At 58.8% G+C, this 25,590-nt stretch carries 26 protein-coding genes; 10 read left to right on the forward strand and 16 right to left on the reverse strand.

Annotated features, from left to right (window positions below):
* Positions 1-71: 71 nt before the first annotated feature.
* The 6 genes from lptD to BW958_RS17525 are packed head-to-tail and all read left to right on the forward strand — an operon-like array spanning position 72 to position 6,808.
* Positions 72-2,504 (forward strand): LPS assembly protein LptD, encoded by a 2,433-nt coding sequence (gene lptD / locus BW958_RS17500; RefSeq protein ID WP_076577195.1) that lies wholly within the window; start codon positions 72-74, stop codon positions 2,502-2,504.
* A gap of 29 nt (positions 2,505-2,533) precedes the next feature.
* On the forward strand, positions 2,534-3,832 hold the full coding sequence (gene surA / locus BW958_RS17505) for a peptidylprolyl isomerase SurA (RefSeq protein ID WP_076577196.1): 1,299 nt from the start codon (positions 2,534-2,536) through the stop codon (positions 3,830-3,832).
* Positions 3,832-4,815, forward strand: a complete 984-nt coding sequence (gene pdxA / locus BW958_RS17510; RefSeq protein ID WP_076577197.1) for a 4-hydroxythreonine-4-phosphate dehydrogenase PdxA — start codon at positions 3,832-3,834, stop codon at positions 4,813-4,815. The genes surA and pdxA overlap by 1 nt, the downstream gene beginning before the upstream one ends.
* Complete coding sequence (gene rsmA / locus BW958_RS17515) at positions 4,812-5,624, forward strand: 16S rRNA (adenine(1518)-N(6)/adenine(1519)-N(6))-dimethyltransferase RsmA (protein ID WP_076577198.1); 813 nt, start codon at positions 4,812-4,814, stop codon at positions 5,622-5,624. Before pdxA ends, rsmA begins: the two co-directional genes overlap by 4 nt.
* Entirely contained in the window at positions 5,624-5,980 is a 357-nt protein-coding gene (gene apaG / locus BW958_RS17520; RefSeq protein ID WP_076577199.1) for a Co2+/Mg2+ efflux protein ApaG, read from the forward strand. The genes rsmA and apaG overlap by 1 nt, the downstream gene beginning before the upstream one ends.
* Before the next feature lie 6 nt (positions 5,981-5,986).
* Positions 5,987-6,808, forward strand: a complete 822-nt coding sequence (locus BW958_RS17525; RefSeq protein WP_076577200.1) for a symmetrical bis(5'-nucleosyl)-tetraphosphatase — start codon at positions 5,987-5,989, stop codon at positions 6,806-6,808.
* 44 nt (positions 6,809-6,852) lie between these two features.
* Here the strand turns inward: BW958_RS17525 and folA are convergent, their stop codons facing one another.
* The 6 genes from folA to rplU all read right to left on the reverse strand — a co-directional run bounded on the left by folA (position 6,853) and on the right by rplU (position 10,678).
* Positions 6,853-7,347 carry a type 3 dihydrofolate reductase gene (gene folA / locus BW958_RS17530; RefSeq protein WP_076577256.1) on the reverse strand — a complete coding sequence of 165 codons (495 nt, stop codon included), beginning with the start codon at positions 7,345-7,347 and terminating at the stop codon, positions 6,853-6,855.
* Positions 7,348-7,358: 11 nt separating this feature from the next.
* Entirely contained in the window at positions 7,359-7,826 is a 468-nt protein-coding gene (locus BW958_RS17535; protein ID WP_076577201.1) for a threonine/serine exporter family protein, read from the reverse strand.
* Positions 7,823-8,620, reverse strand: a complete 798-nt coding sequence (locus BW958_RS17540) for a threonine/serine exporter family protein (protein WP_076577202.1) — start codon at positions 8,618-8,620, stop codon at positions 7,823-7,825. The genes BW958_RS17535 and BW958_RS17540 overlap by 4 nt, the downstream gene beginning before the upstream one ends.
* Positions 8,621-8,736: 116 nt before the next feature.
* Positions 8,737-9,924 carry an Obg family GTPase CgtA gene (cgtA, locus tag BW958_RS17545; protein WP_076577203.1) on the reverse strand — a complete coding sequence of 396 codons (1,188 nt, stop codon included), beginning with the start codon at positions 9,922-9,924 and terminating at the stop codon, positions 8,737-8,739.
* A 164-nt stretch (positions 9,925-10,088) separates the two neighbouring features.
* Positions 10,089-10,346, reverse strand: a complete 258-nt coding sequence (gene rpmA / locus BW958_RS17550) for a 50S ribosomal protein L27 (RefSeq protein WP_076577204.1) — start codon at positions 10,344-10,346, stop codon at positions 10,089-10,091.
* Between the two features lie 20 nt (positions 10,347-10,366).
* Positions 10,367-10,678 (reverse strand): 50S ribosomal protein L21, encoded by a 312-nt coding sequence (gene rplU, locus BW958_RS17555; RefSeq protein ID WP_076577205.1) that lies wholly within the window; start codon positions 10,676-10,678, stop codon positions 10,367-10,369.
* Positions 10,679-10,922: 244 nt separating this feature from the next.
* Here rplU and ispB point away from each other — a divergent pair, with 244 nt between their 5' ends.
* Positions 10,923-11,894 carry an octaprenyl diphosphate synthase gene (ispB, locus tag BW958_RS17560; protein WP_076577206.1) on the forward strand — a complete coding sequence of 324 codons (972 nt, stop codon included), beginning with the start codon at positions 10,923-10,925 and terminating at the stop codon, positions 11,892-11,894.
* Positions 11,895-11,964: 70 nt separating this feature from the next.
* Here ispB and BW958_RS17565 read toward each other — a convergent pair whose 3' ends face one another.
* From BW958_RS17565 to BW958_RS17610, 10 genes are all read right to left on the reverse strand, one after another.
* Positions 11,965-12,153 carry a DUF2065 domain-containing protein gene (locus tag BW958_RS17565; protein WP_076577207.1) on the reverse strand — a complete coding sequence of 63 codons (189 nt, stop codon included), beginning with the start codon at positions 12,151-12,153 and terminating at the stop codon, positions 11,965-11,967.
* 60 nt (positions 12,154-12,213) lie between these two features.
* On the reverse strand, positions 12,214-13,092 hold the full coding sequence (gene hflC, locus BW958_RS17570) for a protease modulator HflC (RefSeq protein ID WP_076577208.1): 879 nt from the start codon (positions 13,090-13,092) through the stop codon (positions 12,214-12,216).
* A gap of 3 nt (positions 13,093-13,095) precedes the next feature.
* Positions 13,096-14,259 (reverse strand): FtsH protease activity modulator HflK, encoded by a 1,164-nt coding sequence (gene hflK, locus BW958_RS17575; protein ID WP_076577257.1) that lies wholly within the window; start codon positions 14,257-14,259, stop codon positions 13,096-13,098.
* 46 nt (positions 14,260-14,305) lie between these two features.
* The gene (gene hflX, locus BW958_RS17580; protein WP_076577209.1) at positions 14,306-15,592 is read right to left on the reverse strand and encodes a ribosome rescue GTPase HflX; all 1,287 of its coding nucleotides are present in this window, start codon (positions 15,590-15,592) and stop codon (positions 14,306-14,308) included.
* A gap of 53 nt (positions 15,593-15,645) precedes the next feature.
* A complete protein-coding gene (gene hfq / locus BW958_RS17585) occupies positions 15,646-15,915 on the reverse strand; it encodes an RNA chaperone Hfq (RefSeq protein ID WP_076577210.1) in 270 nt (89 codons plus the stop codon).
* 74 nt (positions 15,916-15,989) lie between these two features.
* Positions 15,990-16,937, reverse strand: a complete 948-nt coding sequence (miaA, locus tag BW958_RS17590; RefSeq protein ID WP_076577211.1) for a tRNA (adenosine(37)-N6)-dimethylallyltransferase MiaA — start codon at positions 16,935-16,937, stop codon at positions 15,990-15,992.
* Positions 16,909-18,810 (reverse strand): DNA mismatch repair endonuclease MutL, encoded by a 1,902-nt coding sequence (gene mutL, locus BW958_RS17595; RefSeq protein ID WP_076577212.1) that lies wholly within the window; start codon positions 18,808-18,810, stop codon positions 16,909-16,911. The genes miaA and mutL overlap by 29 nt, the downstream gene beginning before the upstream one ends.
* A gap of 2 nt (positions 18,811-18,812) precedes the next feature.
* Positions 18,813-20,471, reverse strand: a complete 1,659-nt coding sequence (locus tag BW958_RS17600) for an N-acetylmuramoyl-L-alanine amidase (protein ID WP_256702066.1) — start codon at positions 20,469-20,471, stop codon at positions 18,813-18,815.
* A gap of 3 nt (positions 20,472-20,474) precedes the next feature.
* Complete coding sequence (gene tsaE / locus BW958_RS17605; protein WP_076577213.1) at positions 20,475-20,933, reverse strand: tRNA (adenosine(37)-N6)-threonylcarbamoyltransferase complex ATPase subunit type 1 TsaE; 459 nt, start codon at positions 20,931-20,933, stop codon at positions 20,475-20,477.
* Positions 20,934-20,953: 20 nt separating this feature from the next.
* Positions 20,954-22,447, reverse strand: a complete 1,494-nt coding sequence (locus BW958_RS17610; protein WP_076577214.1) for a bifunctional ADP-dependent NAD(P)H-hydrate dehydratase/NAD(P)H-hydrate epimerase — start codon at positions 22,445-22,447, stop codon at positions 20,954-20,956.
* Between BW958_RS17610 and queG the strand changes: the two genes are divergently transcribed.
* The 3 genes from queG to BW958_RS17625 all read left to right on the forward strand — a co-directional run bounded on the left by queG (position 22,446) and on the right by BW958_RS17625 (position 25,587).
* Positions 22,446-23,594, forward strand: coding sequence for a tRNA epoxyqueuosine(34) reductase QueG (queG, locus tag BW958_RS17615; RefSeq protein WP_076577215.1), 1,149 nt, complete (start codon positions 22,446-22,448; stop codon positions 23,592-23,594). The two genes, BW958_RS17610 and queG, sit on opposite strands and share 2 nt — an antisense overlap.
* 78 nt (positions 23,595-23,672) lie before the next feature.
* Positions 23,673-24,416, forward strand: a complete 744-nt coding sequence (ppgK, locus tag BW958_RS17620; RefSeq protein WP_076577216.1) for a polyphosphate--glucose phosphotransferase — start codon at positions 23,673-23,675, stop codon at positions 24,414-24,416.
* 85 nt (positions 24,417-24,501) lie between these two features.
* The gene (locus BW958_RS17625; protein WP_076577217.1) at positions 24,502-25,587 is read left to right on the forward strand and encodes a threonine aldolase family protein; all 1,086 of its coding nucleotides are present in this window, start codon (positions 24,502-24,504) and stop codon (positions 25,585-25,587) included.
* Positions 25,588-25,590: the final 3 nt, after the last annotated feature.

The raw sequence follows: 25,590 nt of genomic DNA on the forward strand, positions 1-25,590 counted from the left end.
TGAGCCGAAGCTGGCGTAGAATGCATGCTCTGATTAGGCTGTCTCACATTCGGATTTCGAGTCTTTATTACATGACCAAACGGATCGCGGGCATTTCTGGCCCTCTCGCCCTGACGCTGGGGCTGGTACCCATGCTGACCCCGACTGCGGGGTGGGCTGCTTCCCTGCCCACGCCGCCGGCTACCGGTCTGCTTGATGGCCTCTGCTACCCTTATGTACCCAAGGTGGAAAACAACCCAGCCGGTGTGGACCCCAACAGCCTACCGGTCGAGGTCGATGCCGATCGCCTGGATGCCAAGCAAGGCGGTACGGCTGTCTATCAGGGTGACGTCAAAGTCCGCCAAGGTGTGCGCAAGTTTGATTCCGACTACGCCCAACTCGACCAAACCAGCCGCGACATGGTGGCGATTGGCAATATTTTCTACAGTGATGGCCAGATCACCGTCACCAGTGACAAGACCCTCAAATCCAACCTGAACACCAAAAACTCCGAGCTGGAAGAGGGCAAATACCAGGTTCATGGTTCACCGGTGCGTGGCTCGGCCAAGCACGTCACCATGACCAACAATAATCAGAACATCACCCTTGAGAGCGCCGAATACACCACCTGCCCACCGGGGCAAGAGGTGTGGACACTCAAGGCGGGCAGTATCGACATCGATCAGAGCGAAGTGTTTGGCCAAGCCTGGAATGCCAGCCTGTGGCTTTATGACTTCCCGGTCTTCTACTTCCCGTATATCAACTTCCCGATTAAAGACGAGCGCAAGACCGGCCTGCTCTATCCGGGTTACAAAACCTCGTCCCGTAACGGCACAGAGATCACCCAGCCGTTTTACTGGAATATCGCCCCCAACTACGACGCCACCATCACCCAGCGCTTTATGGACAAGCGCGGTCTGATGGAGCAGGTTGAGTTCCGCTATATGCCAGCGCCCAACCATGTGGGCTCCCTCTATTTCGAAAACTTAGCCAATGACAAACAATTTGGCTCGAGTAACAGTACCACCAGTAGTCTGGACGATGGGCACCGCTATCTATTCCATGTCACCCATGGCTCGAGCCTGATGGATGGCTCGTTGCGCTTTGGTGCGAACTACACCAAAGTGCGTGATCGGGATTACAACTACTACAGCGATTTCAAACCAGCTGTTGGCAGCGAAGTCGATAGCCAGTTGATGCAGTCGTTAACTGCTGGCTACTACCAGACCAACTGGAATCTCACCTCCGAGGTGCGTACCTACCAGATTCTGAGCCCAACCGCGTTACTACCACACGAGATGCTGCCGCGTCTTAATTACAACTACTACCAACAGGGCAGCTGGTACGATCTGGCTTTTAATAATGAGCTAACCAAATTTGGTTACAGTGATACTGAAGCCAGTAGCAAGCAGCAGGGTGAACGTTATACAGCAACTCGTTTGCACCTTGAGCCGACACTGACCGTACCTTTGGTAACCCGGCCAGGTTACTATCTCAACAGCCAATACAAGCTGATGATGACCTCGTACAACCAAGACGTACCCGATCATCTCGTCAGTTATGATTCTGAGCGCTTCACTCAAAATGGTGAGCTCAAACTGGAAGACGGCACCTTGACCCGCACCCTGCCCTCATTTCGTCTGATGAGCGGCATGAACTTCGACAGGCCCGTCACCTGGTATGATGGCAAGGGCACCCAGACTCTGGAGCCAGAGGTTCAGTACCTCTATACCCCCTATCGTGACCAAGATTCCATCGGTCTCTATGACACCACCGATGTACAACAGGATTACTACAGCCTGTTTAGCGATCGCCGTTATGCCGGACTAGACCGCATCAGTGATGCCAATCGCGTTACAGCCGGGCTGACCAGCCGAGTCTATGACAACGCAGGTGACGAGCGGCTGCGTCTGGCAATCGCCCAAGCGTTTGATATGACCAAGCCACGCGTATTGCTCTATCCCAGCGCTTCGGCTACAACCAACTCCCGCTCACCACTCTCGTTTGAGGGGGACTCGCGCATTACTGATCGCTGGTTTGCTCACGCTGGCGCTCAATACGATACCGAAGTGGGAGAATTCAGCTCGGCCAACAGTGCTGTTGAGTATCGCCTTGATAAACTGGTTAGCCAGGTCAATTACCGTTTCCTAAAAGATGGCAACTACAACTTCCGCAACACCAGTCAGGCAGAAGATCTGAGTCAGGCAGGTCTGGTATTGATGGCTCCTATCGATAACCAGTGGCAGGTCTACGGCGGCTATTACCGCGATGTGAAGCAAAATATCGATGTGGATCGCAAAGTGGGTGTCAAATATGACTCCTGTTGCTGGAGTGTCAATCTGAGCGTCGAGTGGAACAATAACCCCTATTGGGAGAACAGTGTCCTCAAAACCCGCTCCGAAAAGAGCATCGGTTTGCAATTCGAGATGAAAGGTCTGGGTAGTGTCGGGAGCGGCGGCAGAACGGTCTCCCTTGACACCGATCAACTGCCCTACATTCGCCCGTTTAATCTGAAAGGCCAGTAATTCTGCTGGCCCAGCCTTGAGAGATGGATATGAAGAAGACCCTGATCGCCTTGCTGACCGCAGGCATGTTTAGTGCCTTCAGCCATGCGGCCCACGCCGCCCCCGAGCTGATGGATCGCGTGCTCGCCGTCGTCAACAAGGATGTCGTGCTGTCGAGTCAGCAAGATGCCTTGGTGCAGAAGGTAAAAAACAGTGCACGCGAACAGGGGCAGTCTCTGCCCGATGATGCTACGTTGCGCCGTCAGGCGCTGGATCGTCTGATTCAGGACAGTCTGGTGCTGCAGCTGGCTGACCGCCAAGGCCTCAAGATCAGCGACACCCAACTGGAGCAGGCCATCGCCGGTATCGCCGCTGACAATCATATGACCGTTGAGCAGCTGCGCGCCCAGCTCGACAAGGAAGGCACGCCATACGCCCAGTATCGTGAAGAAGTTCGCCGCGAGATCCTGATGAGTGAGGTGCGCCGCAACCAGGTGCGCCGCCGTATCAACATCTCTGACCAAGAGGTCAAGCAGGTCGTCGATATCCTCAAAAAGCAGGGGCAGCAACAGAGCGAATATCACATCGGTCATATTCAGATTGCTCTGCCAGACAGCCCCAATGCAGCCCAGCTCGATGCCGCCAAGGCCAAGGCCCAGCGCATCCTCAAGGCCCTGTCTGAAGGCGCCGACTTCCGCAAGCTGGCCATCGCTGAAAGTAGTGGGCCCAAAGCGCTGGAAGGGGGTGACTGGGGTTGGATGAACCTGCAGGAGATGCCTACCCTGATGGCCGAAGCGGTACAAGGGGCCAGTAAGGGCGCCGTGGTCGGTCCGCTGCGCTCCGGTGCCGGTCTGCACATCATCAAGGTATTCGATACCAAGGGGCTGCAGCAGGCTAACCTTATCGAGGTAAAAGCCCGTCACATTCTGATCAAGCCTTCGATCATCCTGAGTGACGCCAAAGCCAAGGGGATGCTTGATGGCTTCCTGCATGACATCAAGACCGGCAAGGCCGAGTTTGGTCAGCTGGCCGAGAAGTACTCCGAAGATCCGGGCTCTGCCGTACAAGGTGGTGAACTGGGTTGGTCCTCACCGGACATGTATGCGCCGGAGTTTCGCGACATGGTTAACCGCCTGCAACCGGGTCAGATCAGCCAACCGTTCCGTACCAGCTTTGGCTGGCACATCGTTCAGCTCGAAGATCGCCGCAGCCAGGATGCCACTGACAAGGCACTGGAGCAGCGTGCTTATCAGCTGATCTACAACCGCCGCTTCGCCGAAGAGGTGGCAAGTTGGCAGGATGAGCTGCGCGATGGCGCCTATATCCACATTGAAGGCTCACAAGGCTGATGGTTAGCCGTCTCGTTCTGACCCCGGGGGAACCGTCCGGGGTTGGCCCCGACCTGGTACTGCGCATTGCCCAGCAGCCGTGGCCGCATCAACTGGTGGTCGTGGCCGATCCTGCGTTATTAACCGAGCGGGCCTACCTGCTCGGCTTGCCTATTACGCTGCAACCATACGATCCGGCCCAACCGGCTGCCCCTCAGGCTGCCGGAACGCTGACCGTCTGTGCGATTCCACTCGGGGCGCCCAGCCAAGCGGGACAACTGGACGAGCACAACGGCCACTACGTACTGCAAACCCTGCAACGCGCCTGTGACGGCTGCCTGAGTGGGGAATTTGCCGCGCTGGTTACTGGCCCGGTGCACAAGGGCATCATCAATCAGGCGGGTGTTCCATTTAGCGGCCACACCGAGTTCTTCGCCCAGCAATCCAGCACCCCCGATGTGGTGATGATGCTGGCTACCGAAGGGCTGCGGGTTGCGCTGGTGACCACCCACATACCGCTCGCCTACGTGGCCAAGGCCATCACGCCGGAGCGACTGGTTAAGATTATCCGGATTCTGGATGCCGACCTGCGTGCCAAATTCGGCATATCCAAGCCGCGCATCTATGTCTGCGGCCTCAATCCCCATGCCGGCGAAGGCGGTCACCTCGGTCGTGAAGAGATCGATGTGATTGAACCGACGCTGGCCACGCTGCGTGAGGAGGGGCTGAATTTGGTCGGCCCGCTTCCCGCAGATACCCTGTTCCAGGACAAATACCTCAAGGATGCGGATGCGGTACTCGCCATGTACCACGACCAGGGACTGCCGGTGCTCAAATTCAAAGGCTTCGGTAATTCGGTCAACATCACCCTGGGTCTTCCTTTTATCCGCACATCGGTGGATCACGGCACCGCCCTCGATCTGGCTGGCACTGGCCAAGCCGATCCGGGCAGTCTGCTGACCGCCATCGACCACGCCATCAAGATGGTAGAGAAAAGAACATGAGTAACAGCAAGGTGCATATGGGCCACACGGCCCGTAAGCGTTTCGGTCAGAACTTTCTGCACGATCGCTATGTGATTGGACAGATTGTCGATGCCATCCATCCCCAGCCGGGTGAAAACATGGTCGAAATCGGCCCGGGCTTGGCGGCGCTGACCGAACCGGTCTGCGAGCGCATCGACAAAATGACCGTGGTTGAACTGGACCGGGATTTGGCGGCTCGCCTGCGTGAGCACCCCGTGCTTTCGAGCAAGCTCAATGTCATCGAAGCCGATGCCATGCGCTTTGATTTTTCCACCTTGATGCAACCGGGTCGGCCACTGCGCATTTTCGGCAACCTGCCCTATAACATCTCGACGCCGCTCATCTTCCACCTCTGCGAATATGCCGAGCAGGTGCAAGACATGCACTTCATGCTGCAAAAAGAGGTGGTTCTGCGTCTGGCCGCCGGCCCCGGTAGCAAGGCCTATGGCCGTCTGAGCGTCATGACCCAGTATTACTGCCAGGTCATTCCGGTTCTGGAAGTAGGCCCGGGCGCGTTCAAACCGGCGCCCAAAGTGGACTCGGCCGTAGTTCGCCTGATGCCGCACAAGGAAAAACCCTTTGTTGCCAAGGATGTACGCCTGCTGAGCCGGGTCTGCACCGAAGGCTTCGGCCAACGGCGTAAAACCATCCGTAACTGCTTCTCCAACTTCATCACCGCCGAACAGCTCGCTTCGCTTGGCATTGATGGCAACCTGCGCCCGGAAAACCTGTCGCTGGAGCAGTTTGTCACCATCGCCAACTGGCTGGCCGATCAACAGGCAGCCTGATGTCGAGCGTTCTTGTCCGTACCTTCCCCGAGTATGTGGAAGGCAGCAGCGAGCCGTGGCAGTTTCACTACCGCATCGAGATCGAGAATTGCGGTGAGATCTCGGTGCAGCTGCTGCATCGTCGCTGGTTGATCACTGATGCCAACGGCAAGAAGATAGAAGTGGAAGGGCCGGGCGTCGTCGGTGAACAGCCAGTTATCGCACCCGGAGCCACCTTCAGCTACCAAAGCGGCGTCCCTCTCGACACGCCGGTGGGCGTGATGCAGGGCAGTTACCTGCTACAGGATGAAGAGGGTGAACAGTTTGAAACGACTATCGCCCCCTTCACGCTAGCGGTACCCAACATCATCAACTGAGGTTTCATGGCAAACTGTTTTGTAGGTGATATCCAGGGCTGCTATGACGATTTACGCCGTCTGCTGGATCTCGCCAAGTTCGATCCCAGTCAGGATACCCTGTGGCTTTGCGGCGATCTGGTCGCCCGCGGCCCCGATTCACTGAGCGTACTACGCTTTGTCAAATCGCTCGGCGAGCGCGCCATCACGGTGCTCGGCAATCACGATCTACACCTGTTGGCCGTAGCGGGTGGCCACGCCCCGCTTAAGAAAAAAGACAAAATCGAAGAGATCCTCAAGGCGCCGGATTGCGCTGAGCTACTGGACTGGCTGCGCTTTCAGCCGCTGCTGGCCGAGCATCCCGATCATCCGCTGCTGATGGTGCATGCCGGCCTTTCACCGGCCTGGGATGTCACCACGGCCCGACTCTGTGCCCGTGAAGTCGAGAGTCTGCTGCAAGGCGATCAATACCAATGGCTGCTCAAACACATGTATGGCGACCAGCCCGATACCTGGAGCGACAGCCTGACCGGTATCGATCGCTATCGCTACATCATCAACACCTTCACCCGCATGCGCTTCTGCTTCTTTGACGGTCGCCTCGATTTCAAATGCAAGCAGGGTCCGAAAGAGTCGGTGCCCGGCCTGCGCCCCTGGTTCGAGCAGCGTGAACACCATGTTGACGATCCCGTCATCATCTTCGGCCACTGGGCCGCCCTGATGGGACAGTGCCCGGTCGCCGACATCAAGGCGCTCGATACCGGCTGTGTATGGGGTAATACCCTCACCATGTGGCGCTATGAGGACGATGCCCTGATCGCCACGCCCTGCCCGGCTTACGCAAAATAGCATCACCAAAAAGCAGTGAGGCCACCTTTGGGTGGCCTCTTGTCTTATTGCTCGCACACTCGTTGCAGCGTCTCGAAACGATACGAGTAGGGATTACGCTCATCAGGCTGGTGCCGCTCTTCATCCACCTGCTGCCAGACCAACTGCTGGTAATCAGGGAAGTGGGTATCTCCCTCAACCTCCACATCGATGTGGGTCAGATAGAGTGTATCAGCCTGCTCCAGCATCTCTTGGTAGAGCCGGCCCCCACCAATAACCATCACTTCGTCGACCTCAGCGACAGCCTGCAACGCCGCCTCAGGGCTAGCAAATACTTCAACCCCAACCGGCGCATAAGTGGCATCGCGACTGACGACCAGATTGCGCCGTCCCGGCAGAGGGCGACCAATTGATTCAAAGGTGCGGCGCCCCATCAGGATGGGCTTACCCAGGGTCACGGCTTTGAAATGGGCCAGGTCAGCCGGCAGATGCCAAGGCATGGCATTATCCTTGCCAATTACCCGATGCCTGGCCATGGCAACAATCATGGCGATCTTCATCATGGTCACTCTTAGACGATGGGGCGGTTACGGTACACGACCAGCGATGGGATCGCCAGACCGATACTCAGCGCCGCCACGATAAACAGCGCCTTCAGCCCGTTTTCCAGCGCACTCTCGAGCACCGGCATGGTGACACCGCGGGTGTTAAGGTCAACCAGCGCAATCATCGCCTGGAAGGCAAACTTGCCCGGAATCATCGGGATGATACTGGCAACGCTGAACACCGGCCGGGGTACCAACAGGCGACGCGCCCAATAGACACAGACAAAGCCAATGGTGGTGGCGGCTGTCAGGGTTGCCCATTCAATCGAGATGCCAAAGTGCATCAGCAGGGTGCGAAGGCTATGGGCCAATGCACCACCGATGGCGCAATACTTCAGCATGCGTGGCGGCACGTTGAAAATCATGGCAAAGCCGACCGCCGGCACCGCCGAGAGTAGGGCATCTTTAACCAGCAACAGCAGGAGTTCGATCATATCTGCCACCCCCAGATCCCGGTAATAGACATGGCGAGCAAGATTCCCAACGCCGCGCTCACGGTTAGCAGGGTCGCCGTGCCCCAGCGAGCCAGACCGACGTTGAAGTAGCCTTTCACCATGTCGGAGACGGCATTGATCAGCGGGAAGCCAGGCACCAGCAATAACACGCTAGCCGCCATGGCCAGATAGGGCTGCGCCCCCCACTCGTAATAGGTGGCCAGCGAGGCAAGCAGGGTGGCAATAAAGCCGGTAACGGCAAAATTGATAAGTGGACTGTGGTGGTGTCTGGCCATCAATTGCCGTACCCGCATGGCGACCCCGGATGCAAACACCGTCACCAGAAAGACCGGCCAATCGCCACCAAACAGCAGGCTGAACGAACCGCAAGAGAGCCCGACCATCGGCACCACCAGCCAGGGGTGGTAATGGAACGGGACAATCGCCTCGAGCCGTTTACGCACCTCAGCAGCGGCAATCAGCTCTTTCTCAGCCAAAATACAGATGCGCTGCACTTCGCAGACGACCTGCATGTTGATGCCCTGCTCGCGCACCCGCCTCGTGGTGGTGACACAGCTTCCCTGATAGAGACTGGTCACCACGATGGCGCTGGCAGAGATGGCCATTTCAACGCTTTCGAGCCCGAGCGCCAGTCCAACCCGGACTGTGGTCTGCTCGATAATCCGACTTTCGGCTCCAAATTGAGCCAACATCTGGGCAACTTTCACAATAATGCGGGTCACTTCCGTTTGCTGCTCCCGAGAGAGCACCCGCCGAGGACTGATATTTCTCATCTTCCCTGAGATCCTAATACAACGAACGTCAGTATATGACGGGGTGATTATGCACGGTTTGCCCCAAAACAAGAAAGGCCACTGCAAAGAGTGGCCTTTCTGCGGGAAATCCCGACTTAATCACGCACGTAGATCACTTCTACGCCATCATCATCGTCTTCATCCCAATCATCATCGTCGTCATCAAGCACCTCCTCAGCTTTCTGCTCAACCTGAGCCAGCTGATTACGATGGTAGTCATCCCACTTGAATTCGACCTTCTCGATAGCCTCTTTGGCATCCTGCTCGAGCTGACGCGGCATGGTATCGAGCAGATCCAGAATGTCGTAGCAAACCTTCTGGGTGCCTTCCTTGCTGATGGCGGTGATTGCGTAGGTCGGGCCTTCGTGCTCAAGTGCCGCCTTGACGCGCTCCATCACCTCGCCGGCTTCCTCTTCGAGGATAAGATCCAGCTTGTTGAATACCAACCAGCGTGGCTTGGAGGCCAGCTCAGGGCTGTACTTCTCGAGCTCGCGCACGATAGTGACGGCATTTTCAGCCGGATCAGAGCCATCAAACGGGCAGATGTCCACCAGATGGACCAGTACGCGGCAGCGCTCAAGGTGCTTGAGGAAGCGAATCCCCAGACCGGCCCCTTCCGCAGCCCCTTCGATCAAGCCGGGAATATCAGCGATCACGAACGAGCGGCTGTTCTGGCCACGCACCACACCGAGGTTAGGCACCAGAGTGGTAAAGGGGTAGTCAGCGACTTTAGGCTTGGCCGCCGATACGGCGCGGATAAAGGTGGACTTGCCGGCATTGGGCAGGCCCAGCATGCCGACATCAGCCAGCAGCAGCAGCTCGAGGCGCAGGTTGCGCACTTCACCCGGTGTACCATTACTCTTCTGGCGCGGAGCACGGTTAACCGAGCTCTTGAAGCGGGTGTTACCCAGACCGTGGAAACCGCCCTTGGCCACCAGCAGCTTTTGCTCATGACGAGTCAGATCACCGAGCTGTTCGCCGGTATCTTCGTCAATGGCGCGGGTACCGACCGGCACTTTCAGCACCAGATCCTTGCCGCGACGGCCAGTACAATTGGCACCACGACCGTTTTCACCGCGCTCGGCCGCGTGGAAACGCTCGAAGCGGTAATCGATCAGGGTATTGAGGTTTTCGTCGGCTTCCAGATAGACGTCGCCGCCATCACCACCGTCACCACCGTCCGGGCCACCGAAGGGGATGTACTTTTCCCGGCGGAAACTTACACATCCGTTACCACCGTCGCCGGCGTCGGCTCGGATTACGACTTCATCAACAAACTTCATGGGGTCACCGTCACTTTCCTTCGGAAAACCGATACGCAATTATAGTGACACCCGGCCCCCCGGGCGACATACCCGAATAGGCTTCACGCTGTCGCGCCATCAGTTTTCGCAGACAAACAAAAGCCCCGCCTGTTGGCGGGGCCTCGGATCTTAACTGACCGGAATTACTCAGCGACGATGCTGACGTACTTACGGTTGTTCGGACCCTTGGTTTCGAACTTCACCTTGCCGTTCGCGGTAGCGAACAGGGTGTGGTCCTTACCCAGACCAACGTTAGTACCAGCGTGGAACTTGGTGCCACGTTGACGAACGATGATGTTACCAGCCAGTACAGACTCGCCACCGAAACGCTTCACGCCCAGGCGTTTGGCTTCCGAATCGCGACCGTTGCGGGAAGAACCGCCAGCCTTTTTGTGTGCCATTTATCGGACTCCTCTCAAAATTAAGCGCTGATGCCAGTGATCTTGACTTCAGTGAACCACTGACGATGGCCCATCTGCTTACGATGGTGCTTACGACGACGGAACTTGATGATCTGAACCTTTTCGCCACGACCGTGAGCCACGACTTCAGCCAGAACCTTACCGCCTTCAACGAAAGGAGCGCCAACCTTGAAAGTGTCGCCTTGGGCAACCATCAGAACTTTATCGAACTCGATGGCAGCACCGGTCTCGACGTCCAGCTTTTCCAGACGAACGACTTGACCTTCGGCTACACGGTGTTGCTTTCCGCCGCTTTGGAATACCGCGTACATGTTTGAACTCCGTATAGGCACATCTTTTTGCTCATGGCAGATGTGCACAAAAACTTAATAACAATGGGCCGGCATTCTACGCAAATTGATCACCCCAGGCAAGGTGATTTTCTCAAAAAGTTTATTTTGTGCGCACCTCTGCCGGCGCATCACTCGCTTAACTGTAACCCAAAGTGATTTCGTGTAGAATCCCTGCAAACGCAACGGGCAGCGGCTGTGCTGCCGACCAGCATCATTGAGAACTATGGATCAAACGGGAATTCGAGCGCTGACCGAGGCCGACATGACCGCCGTCAACGCCCTGATCATTGACCGGCTGCAATCCGACGTCAGCCTGATCAACCAACTTGGTTATTACATCATCAGCGCCGGCGGCAAACGCATGCGTCCACTGCTCACCGTTCTGGCGGCCCGTTCGCTCGGCTACAGCGGCAGTGATCACATCAAGCTGGCGGCCATCATCGAATTTATCCACACCTCTACCCTGTTGCACGACGACGTGGTGGACGAGTCTGACCTGCGCCGCGGCCGCGAGACTGCCAATGCCATGTTTGGCAATGCGGCCAGCGTCCTGGTTGGTGATTACCTCTACAGTCGCTCGTTCCAGATGATGTCTGAGCTCTCCAATCTGCGCATCATGGAGATCCTGGCGGACGCCACCAACACCATCGCCGAAGGGGAAGTGCTGCAGTTGATGAACTGCAACGACCCGGATACGACAGAGCAGAGCTACATGACGGTCATCTACTGCAAGACCGCCAAGCTGTTTGAAGCGGCCACTCGCCTTGCTGCCGTGCTGACCCATCAGGAGCACACCATCGAGCAGGCGATGACCGACTACGGCAAGTACCTCGGCACCGCCTTCCAAATCATCGATGATGTGATGGACTACTGCTCCGATAGCAAGGAGATGGGCAAGAACGTTGGCGATGATCTGGCCGAAGGCAAACCCACCCTGCCGCTGCTGCGCGCCATGGCGATGGGTAACGCCGAAGAGCGTCAGCTAATCCGTGATGCTATTGAATTGCGTAACGGCATGGAGCATCTCGACCATATCCTGGCCATCCTTGAGCGTACCGGCGCACTCGATTATGCCCGCACCCGCGCTCGTGAAGAGGCTGACAAGGCGATTGCCGCTCTGGCTATCCTGCCTGCCGGCGAGCACCGCGATGCGTTGGAAGCGCTGGCCCACATGGCGGTACAGCGCCGCGCCTGAGTCCGCACTTTTGCATGCGAAAAGAGCCCTGACCGGGCTCTTTTCGTTTTTGGCATTCACACAGACGATATTAACCGTGCAGCTTCATCCATAGGATGACAACACCGCTGACTACCAGACAGCCCCCTAAGCGACGCAGCTGCTGCGGATCGAGCTGACTGATCTGGGCCAGCAACTGTTGCCACAGCCGCGGCGCCAGCAAGGGGCCCAGCCCTTCAAACACCAACAACAGGGCAAACCCCAGCAAAATCGCATCCACCTTGATGACTCCACGAAAAAGGGCCTGACAATGCAGGCCCTTGCTTGAGACGGTGACAAATTACTGCGCGCCATCCTGCTTGAGGTAGCGGAAGAACTCGCTGTCTGGCTTGATCACCATCAGGTCGTTACCCGAGGAGAAGCTCTTACGATAGGCCTCCATGCTGCGCACGAAGCTGAAGAACTCAGGGTTCTTCTTATAGCTGTCGGCGTAGATCTTGGCGGCCTCGGCATCCCCTTCACCACGCAGCTGACGAGCATGACTCTCGGCATCAGCCAACATGACGGTCACCTTGCGGTCGATATCGGCACGTAGCACTTCTGCCTTCTCGCGGCCCTGGGAGCGATGCTCACGGGCTACGGCATTACGCTCGGCACGCATCCGCTGATAGATGGAGTTGGACACTTCTACCGGCAGGTTGATCTGCTTGATCCGCACATCCACCACCCGAATACCGAGCTCGGAGGAGCGCGCCATGTTCTTGAGCGCCTCTTCCATCACAGTACTGCGCTCGCCGGAGACAATGTCCTTGATGGTGCGGCCACCGATCTCAGAACGCAGACCGTTGTTGATCTTGCGCTTGAGCAAAGCTTCCGCCTGCATGCGGTTGCCGCCACCAGTCGCCAGGTAGTACTTGGAGAAATCATCAATCTTCCACTTTACGTAAGAGTCGATGATGAGATCTTTCTTCTCGGAGGTGACGAAGCGGTCGGCCTGGCCATCCAGCGTCTGGATCCGGGAATCCATCTTGCGCACGCTGTCGATGAGCGGCACCTTGAAGTGCAGGCCCGGCTCATAGACGCGAGGGGCGCCTTCGGCATCGCGCTTGACCTTACCAAACTGGACCACGATCCCGCGCTGGCCTTCATCCACCACAAAAATCGAGGTGAAACCCAGCAGGGCAATAACGGCGACGGCGCCAATAGCTACTTTCTTCATCTATTAGTTCCTCCCCGAGCTGAAACGATCACCACCACGGATCGGAGACGGGGTCGAGTTGACGCCGTCATTGGCACCGCTGCTGGGCAACGGATCCACGGTAACAGTCGGGGCAGGCTGCGCGTCACTCGGCTTGACCGGCTTGGCGGCACTGCTCAACTTATCCAGCGGCAGATAGATCATGCTGTTGCTGCCATCCGGCATGTCCACCAGCACCTTGTTAGCACGCTGATAGAGCTCTTCCATGGTCTCGATATAGATACGCTTGCGAGTCAACTCGGGCGCAGCCACATATTGGGGTAACAGCTCGTTGAAGCGAGCAACTTCACCCTTGGCCTTCAGCACCACCTGGGACTTGTAGCCTTCGGCTTCCTGTTCCAGACGCTTAACCTGACCACGGGCCTTAGGTTCAACTTCACGGGCATAGGCTTCGGCTTCACGCAGGAAACGCTGTTCATCTTCCTGAGCGGCAATGGCGTCATCAAACGCATCCTTCACCTCTTCCGGCGGACGCGCCGGCAGGAAGTTGACATCCACCACCTGCAGACCCATTTGATAGGGCTCGACGATCTTCTCGATGCCTTCCCAGGTCTCGCGACGCACCTTCTCACGACCGGTGGTCAGGATGTCATCCATTGAGCTGTGACCGACCACGTAGCGCAAGGCGCTGTCGGTGGCCTGGCGCAGACTCTCATCGGCGTTGGTGACGCTAAACAGATAAGCCTTCGGATCCACGACGCGGTATTGCACATCCATCTCGACGCGCACCACGTTTTCATCCTGGGTCAGCATAAAACCGGATGCCGGCAGGGAGCGCACCGATTCCACATCGACCGGAATCACCTTGTCGATAAAGGTGGGCTTCCAGCGCAGGCCCGGCTCGACGGTGTGGGAGTAGTTGCCAAAACGCAGCACAACACCACGCTCAGCTTCGCGAATTGTGTAGAAACCGCTGACAACCCAAACCACGATGGCCACTGCCGCCGCGACCGACACACCAATCTTGCCGAATTCGCCACCGCTGCGGTTGCCGCTACCGAACAATCCGCCAAAACGACGTGTCAGGTTGCGAAACATGTCATCGAGATCAGGCGGGCCCTGATTTTTGCCGTTATTCCCCCAGGGGTCACGGTCTTTGCCGTTGTTACCAGGCTCGTTCCAAGCCATCAGCGTCTCCATTAACTCATGCGGATGGAAAGTGCACTCACACCACTTAGTGGTGGATGCAACGTTGTAATATGTCGCCCTCTTGCTTCAGCAGGCGGTTCCAGTCGGCGGCGGGCAGACGCACCTCCAGCAGACAATCCCCCTCCTCGTTGAAGCTCTCCTGCTCAATCCCCTTGAGCCGGTAAAACACGCTACGTAATCTGGCCAGCGCCGGCGGCAATCGCAGCAGGTGATGCACCATAGCGCCCGAGAGCAGTTCGGTGAGCGCCTGGTAGAGCAATTCACAACCTTCACCACTTTGTGCCGACAGCCACACCCGAAACGGACGACCTTGTTCGTCACGCTCAAGCTGGGCTGGACGACTCTCCAGCTTGTCGATCTTGTTGCAGATCATCAGCTGGGGACGGTCATCTGCTTCAATCTCGGCCAATACGTTGCGAACCGCATCGATATTGTCCTGCATCTGATCATCGGCACAGTCCACCACATGCAGCAGCAAATCGGCTTCACGCGTCTCCTGCAGGGTTGCTTTGAAGGCAGCGACCAGATCATGCGGCAAGTGCCGAATAAATCCAACCGTATCAGCCAAAATCACATCGCCGACGTCCTGAACATCGAGACGGCGCAAGGTGGGATCCAGTGTGGCAAAGAGCTGATCAGCAGCATACACACTGGCAGCTGTAAGTTGGTTGAACAGGGTCGACTTTCCGGCGTTGGTGTAACCTACCAGTGATACGGTCGGCACCTCGTTGCGGTTACGGGCACGCCGTCCCTGTTCCCGCTGCTTCTCGACCTTCTCCAGACGACGCAGAATGTACTTGATGCGCTCACGCAGCAAACGACGGTCGGTCTCCAGCTGGGTTTCACCAGGACCACGCAAGCCAATGCCGCCCTTCTGCCGTTCAAGGTGGGTCCAGCCGCGAACCAGCCGGGTGGAGAGATGGCGCAACTGGGCCAACTCAACCTGTAGCTTGCCTTCGTGGGTGCGCGCACGTTGCGCAAAGATATCGAGAATAAGACCGGTGCGATCGACGACGCGACACTGGACCAAACGTTCCAGATTGCGTTCCTGGGCGGGGGTCAGGGCATGGTTGAAGATCACCACATCGGCGCCAAGAAAGCGCACTTGCTCGGCGATCTCTTCCGCCTTGCCACTGCCGACGAAAAATTTGGAACTGGGAGCACCGCGACTGGTGGTGACGACGGCCAGGGTGTTAACCCCGGCGGAGCTGACCAGCATCTTGAGCTCTTCAAGATCCTCGCGCTCACCCTCGTCACTGAAGTTCACATGTACCAGTACAGCCTGTTCGCCTCCTTCATAACGGTCAAACAAGCGCAAACTCCTTAGGTATCAGGGGGCTACCCATGTGGGCAGCCCATGTCCTCTCACGCCTCACTGTCATCCTGGGCTTCATCAGCCTGGCCGGGTTGCGCAGTATGAGTGTGGTGATTCACGGCACGCGCCGGTACGACAGTGGAGATAGCGTGCTTGTAGACCATCTGGCTGACGGTGTTTTTCAGCAGGATAACGAACTGATCGAAAGACTCGATCTGACCTTGCAGTTTGATGCCGTTGACCAAATAGATAGAAACCGGAACACGCTCACGGCGCAGCGCATTCAAAAACGGGTCTTGAAGAGATTGCCCCTTAGCCATCTTTCTTTCCTTCATTTTGTTTGTAGTTGTAAAACGTCGATCGTCGATATAACAACCTGATTATACAAGGAGTGTCAAGCCACACCAATGGAACTGAGCACTCGCTGTACATTATCCTCCGCCCCGCTGACCAGCCAGTTAACATCAGACCAACTGCGCAACCAGGTCATCTGTCGCTTGGCCAACTGGCGTGTTGCTGCAATCCCGCGACTGCGCATCTCATCATATCCCACCTCGCCACTCAGGTAATCCCACATCTGGCGATAACCGACACAGCGGATGGCAGGCAGCTCAGGATGCAGATCGCTGCGTTCCCGCAGGCGGCGCACCTCATCTTCAAAACCGGCGTTGAGCATCAGATCAAAGCGCAGCTCAATTCTCCGGTGCAGTTCACTGCGCTCCTCTGGCGCAATCGCAAACTGGCTGACCCGATAAGGCAGTGCCTCGCCCTGAATCTGGGTCAGCTCGGTCAGCGTCTTGCCGCTGACCCGATACACCTCCAGCGCGCGGGTTAACCGCTGCGGATCATTGGGGTGAATCCGCGCGCCAGCGACCGGATCTAGGCGCGTCAACTCATCGTGCAGCGCCTGCCAGCCCAGACGGGCGGCCTCTTCTTCCAATTGGCGGCGCACATCGGCATCAGCCGACGGCAACGGCGACAGCCCTTCGAGCAGCGCCTTGAAATAGAGCATGGTGCCGCCCACCAGCAATGGAATACGGCCTCGGCTGGCGATCTCCTGCATTTCACGCAGGGCATCACGACGAAAATCCGCCGCCGAATAGCTCACTGCCGGGTCGAGGATGTCGATCAGGCGGTGCGGCGCCTGTGCCAGCTCTGCCGCCGAGGGTTTGGCGGTGCCGATATCCATGCCGCGATAGATCAGAGCCGAATCGACACTGATAATGTCGCATGGCAACACCTTGGTCAGCGCAATGGCCAAGTCAGTCTTGCCAGAGGCGGTCGGCCCCATCAAAAACAGGGCACGCGGCAACTTAGCCACCTTCAAACTCCTTAATGACATCATCGAGGGAGACGGGACGTGACAGCGCATTGAGCGCAGTCGGCATCTGCTGCGCCATCTCATGCAGCAATCGGGTCGCTGCAGAGAAGTCGTAACTCTTGCTATCCGCTATACCGTGAGAAAGTAGCCACTGGCAAAGCAGGGTGGTCTCGCCCTGACCCAAGGTATCGGGCAAGCTGGCGAGCAGCTGCAATAGCTCGGGAAAATGGCGAGCCAGATCCCCCTGACGCAGCAATGCCGGCACCCGTGTCAGGATCATGGTGGCGCGCGATCCGCTTTTCAACTCAACGCCGAGCCGGCGCAGCAAGTCACTGCGCACTTCGCACTGCTCACCGAGCGCCTCGGGCAGGGTCAGGGAAATAGGAAGCAGCAGCGGCTGAGCCGTCAGCCCCTGCCCCCACTGCTCCAACAAATGGGGTAACAAGAGTGCCCGCTCGGCCCGTACCAGGCTAAGCAGGCGCAGGGTATCGGCCTGCTGCCACAACAGATAACGCGTCGCCACCAGTGCCAAGGCTCGCGGCGTCCCCATCCCGTCGCTAGCCGGTTCGGGGCTCACGCTGGGCGGTAATGTCGTCATCAGTGCCTGTAGCCCCTGCACCGCGCGAGGGTCGATGGCTGGCGCCGCTTCACGTCCCGCCGAGCCGTAACCATGACTTCCTTTGCTGCTTGCGCCACTACCACTGTAAGCCGGTGCCAGCCGCTCGCCGGCTTGCGCCAACGAGCCACCATCGCGCACATTTTCCTCATGGGCCGGCGCGGGGCGATACGCATGCTCGGCTCCATACCACTCGGCGCGCGGCGCCTGTCCCGGATAATCAGGCTGCTCGGCAACCGGCAAGGTCACCTGCTGGGCCGCCAGCGAGGGCTCGTCGGAACCGTGCTGGCGCAGGGCGCTGTAGAGCGCCTGAAAGATAAAGTCGTGAACCAGCCGGGCCTGATGAAAACGGACCTCGTGTTTGGCCGGGTGGACGTTCACATCGACCTGGCGCGGATCGAGCTCGATATAGAGCACATAGGCGGCATAGTGCTCGGCCGGCAACAAGTCGTCATAGGCTTGGCGAATCGCATGATTGATCAGCTTGTCGCGCATCATGCGGCCATTGACGTAGGTGTACTGCAGATCATTCTGGGTACGAGCACCCGGCGCCGTGGCAATCCAGCCGCGCAGCCGCACATCGCTATGCTCGCTCTCGATGGCCAGAGCATGATGCATAAAGGAGGTGCCACACACCGCAGCCAGACGGCGCTCCTGCTCAGCCACCGAGCTGGCTGCCTTGTATTGGCGCACGACCTTGCCGTTATGGCGCAGCATAAGGGTGATGTCGAAGCGTGACAGGGCGATGCGCCGGATCAGCTCATCAATATGGGCAAACTCGGTCTTTTCGCTGCGCAAAAACTTGCGCCGGGCCGGGGTGTTGAAGAAGAGATCGACCACTTCCACCGTGGTGCCCTGCGGATGGGCCGCCGGTCGCACCATCACCTGCATCTCGCGCCCTTCGGCCTGCGCCTGCCAGGCTTCACTTTGGGCTGCGGTGCGCGAGGTGAAGGTCAGTCGCGACACCGAGCTGATGGAAGCCAGCGCTTCGCCGCGAAAACCGAGGCTATGAATGCTCTCCAGATCTTCCAGTGTTGCCACCTTGGAGGTGGCATGGCGCGACAGAGCCAGCACCAATTCATCCTGCGGCACCCCACAACCGTTATCGCGAATCCGGATCAGCTTGGCGCCGCCCTTCTCGATATCGATCTCGATGCGGTCGGCTCCGGCATCTAGGCTGTTTTCTACCAGCTCTTTGACCACCGAAGAGGGGCGTTCAACCACCTCACCGGCCGCGATCTGGTTCGCCAGAATGGGGGGCAGGATTTGAATGGGCATGATTACTCCTGCGGAATTTTCAGCACCTGGCCAATCTGGATCTCGCGTGAGCGCAGATTGTTATAATCGGCCAGCCGTGCCTGACTGACGCCATAGCGTTCGGCCAGCTTGGAGAGACTTTCGCCCCGTTTGACCTGATGGCGGACCGGCGCTTTGCTGACCACGACCTCCTGGTCACTGCCAGCCGGGACTTTAATCACCTGACCGACCTGGATTTCACGCGAACGCAGGTTATTAAGCTGCACCAGCGTGTTTTGACTCACGCCGTAACGCTCAGCCAGCTTGGAGAGGCTCTCGCCACGCTTGACCACATGACGAGTGGTGGCCATGGCAGAGCCGCCATCATTATCACTGCTGGCCCGGCTGACCGTGCTGGTGCTGTGCATCACCTCGCTGTAGGGGCGAATCACTCCGGCGCCCGAGCCACTACGGCTACGGCTGGCAACCACGTTCTGACTTGAGGCCGGCGCCGTCGATGAACTCACACTGGCTGCGGCCGAGCCACCGCCATTGCGCCGGGCCAGTTGCGGCCCCTTGGTGGGGTGCTGATGAAAATAGGCGCGGATACCGAGGAATATGGCGCGAGCAATCTTCTCCTGATAGTCCGAAGAGGTGAGCAGACGCTCCTCCTGGACATTGGAGATAAAGCCGGTTTCCACCAGCAGGGATGGAATATCGGGCGACTTGAGCACCGCCAGACTGGCATGCTGCGGCGTCTTCTTGTGCAAAATGGCGACCTGACGCAGCTGGCGCAGCACTTGCCGACTCACCTCGTAACCTTCCGCGCGAGACTTATCCATCGAAAGATCGAGGAAGGTGCGGGTCAGATAGGGGTTGGAGTCGGTCTCGGAGATCACCTTGCCCACACCGCCCAACAGATCCGACTGTTTCTCGTGCTGCTCCAGCCAGCGGCCCATCTCGTTATTGGCCCGCTTGGTCGAGAGCACCCACACCGAGGCTCCGCGCGGAGAGCCATGCCCCACGCTATCGGCGTGAATCGAGATCAGCAGTTCAGCCTTGGAGCGGCGAGCGAGCTCGGAGCGGCGATTGAGATCGACGAAGTAATCGCCGGTGCGGGTCATCACCGAGCGCATTCCCGGCTCTTTATCGATCATGGCCGACAGTTTCTGGGCAATTCCCAGCGTCACCCTTTTCTCATAGTGCCCGTTTTGCCCGATAGCACCGGGGTCATCACCGCCGTGGCCAGGATCTACCGCCACCACGATATCGGGCATGCTGCCACTGCTGACGGGTTTGGCCGCCACCTGGCTGCCCTTGTCTTCGTAGGGGAGATCAATCACCAGACGATGGCCATAGGGGCCAGCCGGTGCGAGCGGGAAGACGATCGGCTTGATGGAGGCATTCAAATCCATCACCAACCGCAGTGCCCCTTTATCGAGCGCCGCACTCTCTCTGAGCTTGCGCACCAGCTTGCTCTTGTTCTCGATATGGGCGAGATCGGCGCGATTGCTGGTGCTCTTGATATCGATCACCAGCCGATCCGGGCCGGTCATGGTTGTTACGTTAAAATCAGGAGCACTGGCCATATCCAGCACCACCCGGGTGCTGTCAGGAGAGGGCCAGATCCGGACACTCTTGAGCTGATTGGCCCAGGCGGGCAGGGTCAGCAGGCAAAGCAGAAAAGCAACAGGAAAACGCACGTATCAAATCCGTTGTAGCAGGGATTCACCAATGGCAGAGCGGGCAACCAAATCGGCTTCACGCTGCTCTCCCACATAGCGCAGGGTAATCTCGAGATCGGGCTCCGGCAGCCAGCCTTCTCCTTTCTCCGGCCACTCCACCAGGCACAGGGTCCGGGCGGCGAAGTAATCGCGAATGCCCATGAACTCCAGCTCTTCGGGGTCAGCCAGACGATAGAGGTCGAAGTGGTACACCTGCCAGTCGGACAGTTCATAGGGCTCAACCAGAGTGTAAGTCGGGCTCTTGACCTTACCCTGATGTCCCAAGCCCTGTACCCAACCGCGGGTCAGCGTGGTCTTGCCCGCCCCCAGATCGCCGTGCAGAAATACCACGGTCGCCTGAGTCAGCGCAGCGGCCAGACGGCCACCTAACGCCACGGTTGCCGCTTCGTCAGGCAGCGCCACCAATAACTGTTTTGTCATGTTCTCAATCGTTCACTGTTTTATTGCGGATTGGCCAACCGGCGCAACCAGGGCAGCAGATCGGAAGCCAGCAGACCGCGCTCGCCCTCTTGGGCAGCCAGGTCGCCAGCCTCACCGTGCAGCACGACAGCCAGAGGCACCGCCTGCGCCGCAGCCAGCCCTTGTGCCAGCAGGGCGGCGATTATACCAGATAACAGGTCTCCCATACCGCCACTGGCCATACCGGGATTTCCTTCGGTCGATAGCCAGACTTGCCGGCCATCGCAGACCAGCGTTCCCGCCCCTTTAAGCAGGACCACACCGCCATAGCGCTGCTGCAACTGCATCACGGCGGCAAAGCGATCGGCCTCAATCTCGGCAACGCTGCACCCCAGCAGACGCGCGGCTTCACCGGGATGGGGCGTGAGCACCCAATTATCCCGATGGGAGGGAGCCTGCGCCAGCAAATTGAGTCCGTCAGCATCCACGACCAGCGACACCGGATGACACAGCGCGGCGGCAAAACAACGCCGCGCCCACTCGTCTTGGCCAAGCCCTGGCCCCAGCGCCAACACCGATGGCCATGGTTCATTCAAGCTGGCCGGATCGCCCTGCATCAACTCGGGTTGACTGAGACTCGGCGGCGGCAACTGCGGATGTTGATAGACCCGCACCAGCCCGGCACCAGTGCGCAGGGCCGCTCGCGCCGCCAATACAATCGCCCCCTGCATGCCGAGATTGCCCCCCACCAGCGCAACCCGGCCATGCTCGCCCTTGTGGGCCGTGCGGTGGCGAAGCGGCAACTGATGGGCAAGCATCGGATAGTCGATGCGAAGCGCCGCCGGCGTACCCCAGCGTTCGATGTCGATACCCAGCGGCGCCAGTTCAAGCAGGCCGACCTGATCGGGCGCAGCACCGGTAAGCTGCCCCTGTTTGAGACCGACGAATGTCAGCGTGGCATCGGCCGTGACGGCAACGCCGGGAGCGGCCCCGCTATCGGCCTGTAAGCCGGAGGGAAGATCCACCGCCAGCACGGCGCTGCCATCGCGCCGCCACTGGTTAATGCGTTCAATCAAGGCGGCCACTGCGCCACTGGGCGCGTCGCCCAGACCAGTGCCAAGCAGTGCATCGACAATCAAATCCGGCTGACCGAGAGCGCCATCGGGCTGATGCACGCTGCCACCGGCTCTGAGCCAGTCACTGGCAGCGCGGGCCGCATCACCTGTCAGCTGCTCCGGCGCCCGAGTGGCCATCACGCAGGGCACTGCACCACGCGCTCGCAGCAAACGGGCGAGCACGTAACCATCACCGCCATTATTGCCGGGGCCGCAGCAGATAAGGATCCGTCGCGCCGCCGGCCAGTGCCGGTCGATATGAGTCAGCAGCGCATGCCCTGCCCGCTCCATCAAATCGTGCAGCGTGATGCCAGCGGCCGCAGCCAGTTCGCGTTCGGCCGCTCTGACCTGTTCGGTGCGCCAGAGGCTATGTGGTAAACTTGTTACTCTTTCCTTGCCAACCCCGATGACCTCACCCATGACGGCCCCCGACTCATCCGCTGTATCGTGCGATTTGCACAGGCTAGCCCACGATATCAAGCTATGGGCACGTGAGCTAGGTTTTGACCAGGCCGGCATCACCGACACCGATCTCCGTGCCGAGGAGCCCAAGCTGCAGGCCTGGCTCGATGCGGGCTATCACGGCAACATGGAGTACATGGCGCGCTATGGCATGCTGCGCGCCAGAGCTCACGAATTGCAGCCGGGAACCCTGCGGGTCATCTCGGTGCGCATGAACTACCTGCCTTTTGAAGCGGGCTTTGCTGCGGTGCTGCGCGATCCGCGCCTGGGCTATATCAGCCGTTATGCACTGGGGCGCGACTATCACAAGGTGCTGCGTAACCGTTTAAAACAGCTTGGCGAGCGCATCGAACAAGCCGTCGGGGCTTATGGCTATCGCCCCTTTGTTGACTCGGCGCCCATTCTCGAGCGCCCACTGGCAGCCAAGGCCGGGCTCGGCTGGGTGGGCAAACACACCTTGCTGCTCAACGAGCAGGCCGGTTCGTTCTTCTTTTTGGGCGAGCTGCTGATCGATCTGCCGCTGCCCCTCGATAAACCGATCACCAACGAGCAGTGCGGCAAGTGCACGGCCTGTATCAGCATCTGCCCGACCGGCGCCATCGTCGAACCTTATGTGGTGGATGCCCGCCGCTGCATCTCCTACCTCACTATCGAAAGTGAGGATCCGATTCCGCTCGAGCTGCGCCGCAAGCTGGGCAACCGCATCTATGGCTGCGATGATTGCCAGCTGATCTGCCCGTGGAATCGCTATGCCAGCAGCTCGACTGAGCCTGACTTCGCACCGCGCACCAGCTTGCACCGGCCAGCGCTCCTGACCTTATGGCAGTGGAGCGAAACCGAATTTCTGCGCCACACTGAAGGCAGCCCAATCCGCCGCATTGGCTATCAGCGCTGGCGGCGTAATCTGGCTGTGGCGCTTGGTAATGGACCCGCCGATGCCGAGGTGATAGCGGCGCTGCAGAGCGCCCTGCTAGCGGCATCCACTCTGGTGGCCGAGCATATCGAATGGGCACTGGGTGAGTTACAGAGTCGTATGGAGCAAGAGAACAAAAAAACATTGCGGCTTATCCGCTGCATTGAAAAAGGCTTGCCGGATCACGCCTGACCATAGTGGGGCTTGCACTTCGCGCAATCGTTTACCATTCTGTGCCGCCAACAGGCGGTGTCGTTCAAGGAGTCAGTCATGCAGATTTTGGGTGTCGATATCGGTGGTTCAGGTATCAAGGGATGTCTGGTCGATACCGAAACGGGCGAATTGATTGGCGAACGCCACCGCATTCCAACACCGCTGCCGGCTACTCCGGCCGCCGTTGCGCATACCCTCAAGGCGCTGGTCGAACACTTTGACTGGAAAGGACCGGTCGGCTGCGGTTTTCCCGCCACCATCCATCACGGCGTGGCCAAAAATGCCTCCAACATCGATACCAGCTGGATTGAGACTGATGCCGAGTGGCTGTTTCGTGAAGTGACCGGCCTGCCCTGCTATGTGCTCAACGATGCCGATGCCGCCGGTATGGCCGAGATGCGTTTTGGTGAAGGCAAAGGGCGCGATGGTGTCATTATTCTGATCACGGTGGGCACCGGTATCGGCACCGCGCTGTTCGTTAACGGCCACCTGCTGCCCAACACCGAGCTGGGCCACCTGATCCTCGAGGGGATGATCGCCGAGCGCTACTGCTCGGATGCGGCCCGCAAACGGGAAGAGCTGAGCTGGGGTAAATGGGGCAAGCGCTTCAACCAGTATCTGGCGCGTCTGGAGTTCTTGTTCTCGCCCGATCTCTTCATTCTGGGGGGCGGTAGCGCGGCCAAGCTCGACAAGTTCATCGACAAGATTGAAACCCGCGCACCACTGGTGGCAGCTGCCAGCCTCAACCAGGCCGGGATCATCGGTGCGGCGCTGTTTGCCGCGGCCAGAGAAGCGCAATAATCCAAGCCTCGCAGGGGCGTTGCACTCACGACGCCCCTCCTCTAGTCTCCTTGTTTTGCCCCACCTTAAGGACAAGGAGTCCCTCATGTCCGGCGATCTGCGCCTGCAATGCCACACCGTTGTTCCGGGCCACCGCGCCCTGAGTGCCACCGAGGAGTTTGCCGCCATGGCGGCCTGGAGCCGCGAGCATGACGTGGCTCACGACACCTACGGCAAAGGTGAACTTATCGAGCGTTTTGAACAGGAGATTGCCGACTTGCTGGGCAAAGAGGCCGCCCTGTTTGTGATGACTGGCACCCTGACACAATCCATTGCGCTGCGACTGGCTTGCGAAGGAGCGGCAACGCCCAGAGTGGCCATGCATCCGAGCTGCCACATTCTCAAGCATGAGGGGCAGAACTTTCAGCTCAACCGCTGGTTTGTGGCACTCCCGACCGGCAGTGCCTACCGCCCCTGGCAGGTGACCGATTTGGCGGCGTGGCCCGAGCCCCTGCAAGCCGCGCTCTATGAGCTACCGATGCGGGAGATCGGTGGACAGCTGCCCAAGTGGGATGAGCTGCAAGCCATCAGCCAATGGTGCCGTGCACAAGGCGTCCATTTTCATATGGATGGAGCCAGATTGTGGGAAGCCGCCGCGGGCTATGACAAACCGCTGGCCGAGATCGCTGCCTTGTTCGACAGCGTCTATGTGTCGTTTTACAAAGGAATTGGCGCGCTCGGCGGTGCCATGCTGCTCGGCTCGCGCACGTTTATCGAGCGGGCCCGTTTGCAGGTCAAGCGCGAGGGGGGCAATGTCTATCGCCGCTCACCGTTTGTGGTCTCGGCAGCGATGCAGTTTTCCGGGCGACTGGCGCTGATGCCGACCTTGCTGGCCCGCACCCGCGCCATCTACGCCCTGCTCAAACCCCGTTTCCCGCAGCTGACGTTTAACCCGGCCGAGCCACAGGTCAACATGTTCCACCTTCACCTGCCGGTGGAGGCCGAACGGGCCAACCAGATCCGCGACGAGCTGGCCCGTGAAGACGGGATCTGGCTCTGTGGCGGCTTTAATCCCGGCATGTGGCCGGGGCACAGCTACTGCGAAATCTATGTCGGGGACAGCCTGCTGCAGATGGAGGACAGCCGGCTGGTCGCTATTTTCGAAGCGTTGACCACGCGGTTGTCAGCCTAATCC

The organism is Aeromonas sp. RU39B, from assembly GCF_900156095.1.
Classification (GTDB): Bacteria; Pseudomonadota; Gammaproteobacteria; order Enterobacterales; family Aeromonadaceae; genus Aeromonas.

Bases quoted from the DNA above. Each gene is read 5' to 3' on its own strand.
- lptD (WP_076577195.1), top strand. From the start codon at position 72: ATGACCAAACGGATCGCGGGCATTTCTGGCCCTCTCGCCCTGACGCTG.
- surA (WP_076577196.1), top strand. From the start codon at position 2,534: ATGAAGAAGACCCTGATCGCCTTGCTGACCGCAGGCATGTTTAGTGCC.
- pdxA (WP_076577197.1), top strand. From the start codon at position 3,832: ATGGTTAGCCGTCTCGTTCTGACCCCGGGGGAACCGTCCGGGGTTGGC.
- rsmA (WP_076577198.1), top strand. From the start codon at position 4,812: ATGAGTAACAGCAAGGTGCATATGGGCCACACGGCCCGTAAGCGTTTC.
- apaG (WP_076577199.1), top strand. From the start codon at position 5,624: ATGTCGAGCGTTCTTGTCCGTACCTTCCCCGAGTATGTGGAAGGCAGC.
- BW958_RS17525 (WP_076577200.1), top strand. From the start codon at position 5,987: ATGGCAAACTGTTTTGTAGGTGATATCCAGGGCTGCTATGACGATTTA.
- folA (WP_076577256.1), bottom strand. From the start codon at position 7,347: ATGAAGATCGCCATGATTGTTGCCATGGCCAGGCATCGGGTAATTGGC.
- BW958_RS17535 (WP_076577201.1), bottom strand. From the start codon at position 7,826: ATGATCGAACTCCTGCTGTTGCTGGTTAAAGATGCCCTACTCTCGGCG.
- BW958_RS17540 (WP_076577202.1), bottom strand. From the start codon at position 8,620: ATGAGAAATATCAGTCCTCGGCGGGTGCTCTCTCGGGAGCAGCAAACG.
- cgtA (WP_076577203.1), bottom strand. From the start codon at position 9,924: ATGAAGTTTGTTGATGAAGTCGTAATCCGAGCCGACGCCGGCGACGGT.
- rpmA (WP_076577204.1), bottom strand. From the start codon at position 10,346: ATGGCACACAAAAAGGCTGGCGGTTCTTCCCGCAACGGTCGCGATTCG.
- rplU (WP_076577205.1), bottom strand. From the start codon at position 10,678: ATGTACGCGGTATTCCAAAGCGGCGGAAAGCAACACCGTGTAGCCGAA.
- ispB (WP_076577206.1), top strand. From the start codon at position 10,923: ATGGATCAAACGGGAATTCGAGCGCTGACCGAGGCCGACATGACCGCC.
- hflC (WP_076577208.1), bottom strand. From the start codon at position 13,092: ATGAAGAAAGTAGCTATTGGCGCCGTCGCCGTTATTGCCCTGCTGGGT.
- hflK (WP_076577257.1), bottom strand. From the start codon at position 14,259: ATGGCTTGGAACGAGCCTGGTAACAACGGCAAAGACCGTGACCCCTGG.
- hfq (WP_076577210.1), bottom strand. From the start codon at position 15,915: ATGGCTAAGGGGCAATCTCTTCAAGACCCGTTTTTGAATGCGCTGCGC.
- miaA (WP_076577211.1), bottom strand. From the start codon at position 16,937: ATGTCATTAAGGAGTTTGAAGGTGGCTAAGTTGCCGCGTGCCCTGTTT.
- mutL (WP_076577212.1), bottom strand. From the start codon at position 18,810: ATGCCCATTCAAATCCTGCCCCCCATTCTGGCGAACCAGATCGCGGCC.
- tsaE (WP_076577213.1), bottom strand. From the start codon at position 20,933: ATGACAAAACAGTTATTGGTGGCGCTGCCTGACGAAGCGGCAACCGTG.
- queG (WP_076577215.1), top strand. From the start codon at position 22,446: ATGACGGCCCCCGACTCATCCGCTGTATCGTGCGATTTGCACAGGCTA.
- BW958_RS17610 (WP_076577214.1), bottom strand. From the start codon at position 22,447: ATGGGTGAGGTCATCGGGGTTGGCAAGGAAAGAGTAACAAGTTTACCA.
- ppgK (WP_076577216.1), top strand. From the start codon at position 23,673: ATGCAGATTTTGGGTGTCGATATCGGTGGTTCAGGTATCAAGGGATGT.
- BW958_RS17625 (WP_076577217.1), top strand. From the start codon at position 24,502: ATGTCCGGCGATCTGCGCCTGCAATGCCACACCGTTGTTCCGGGCCAC.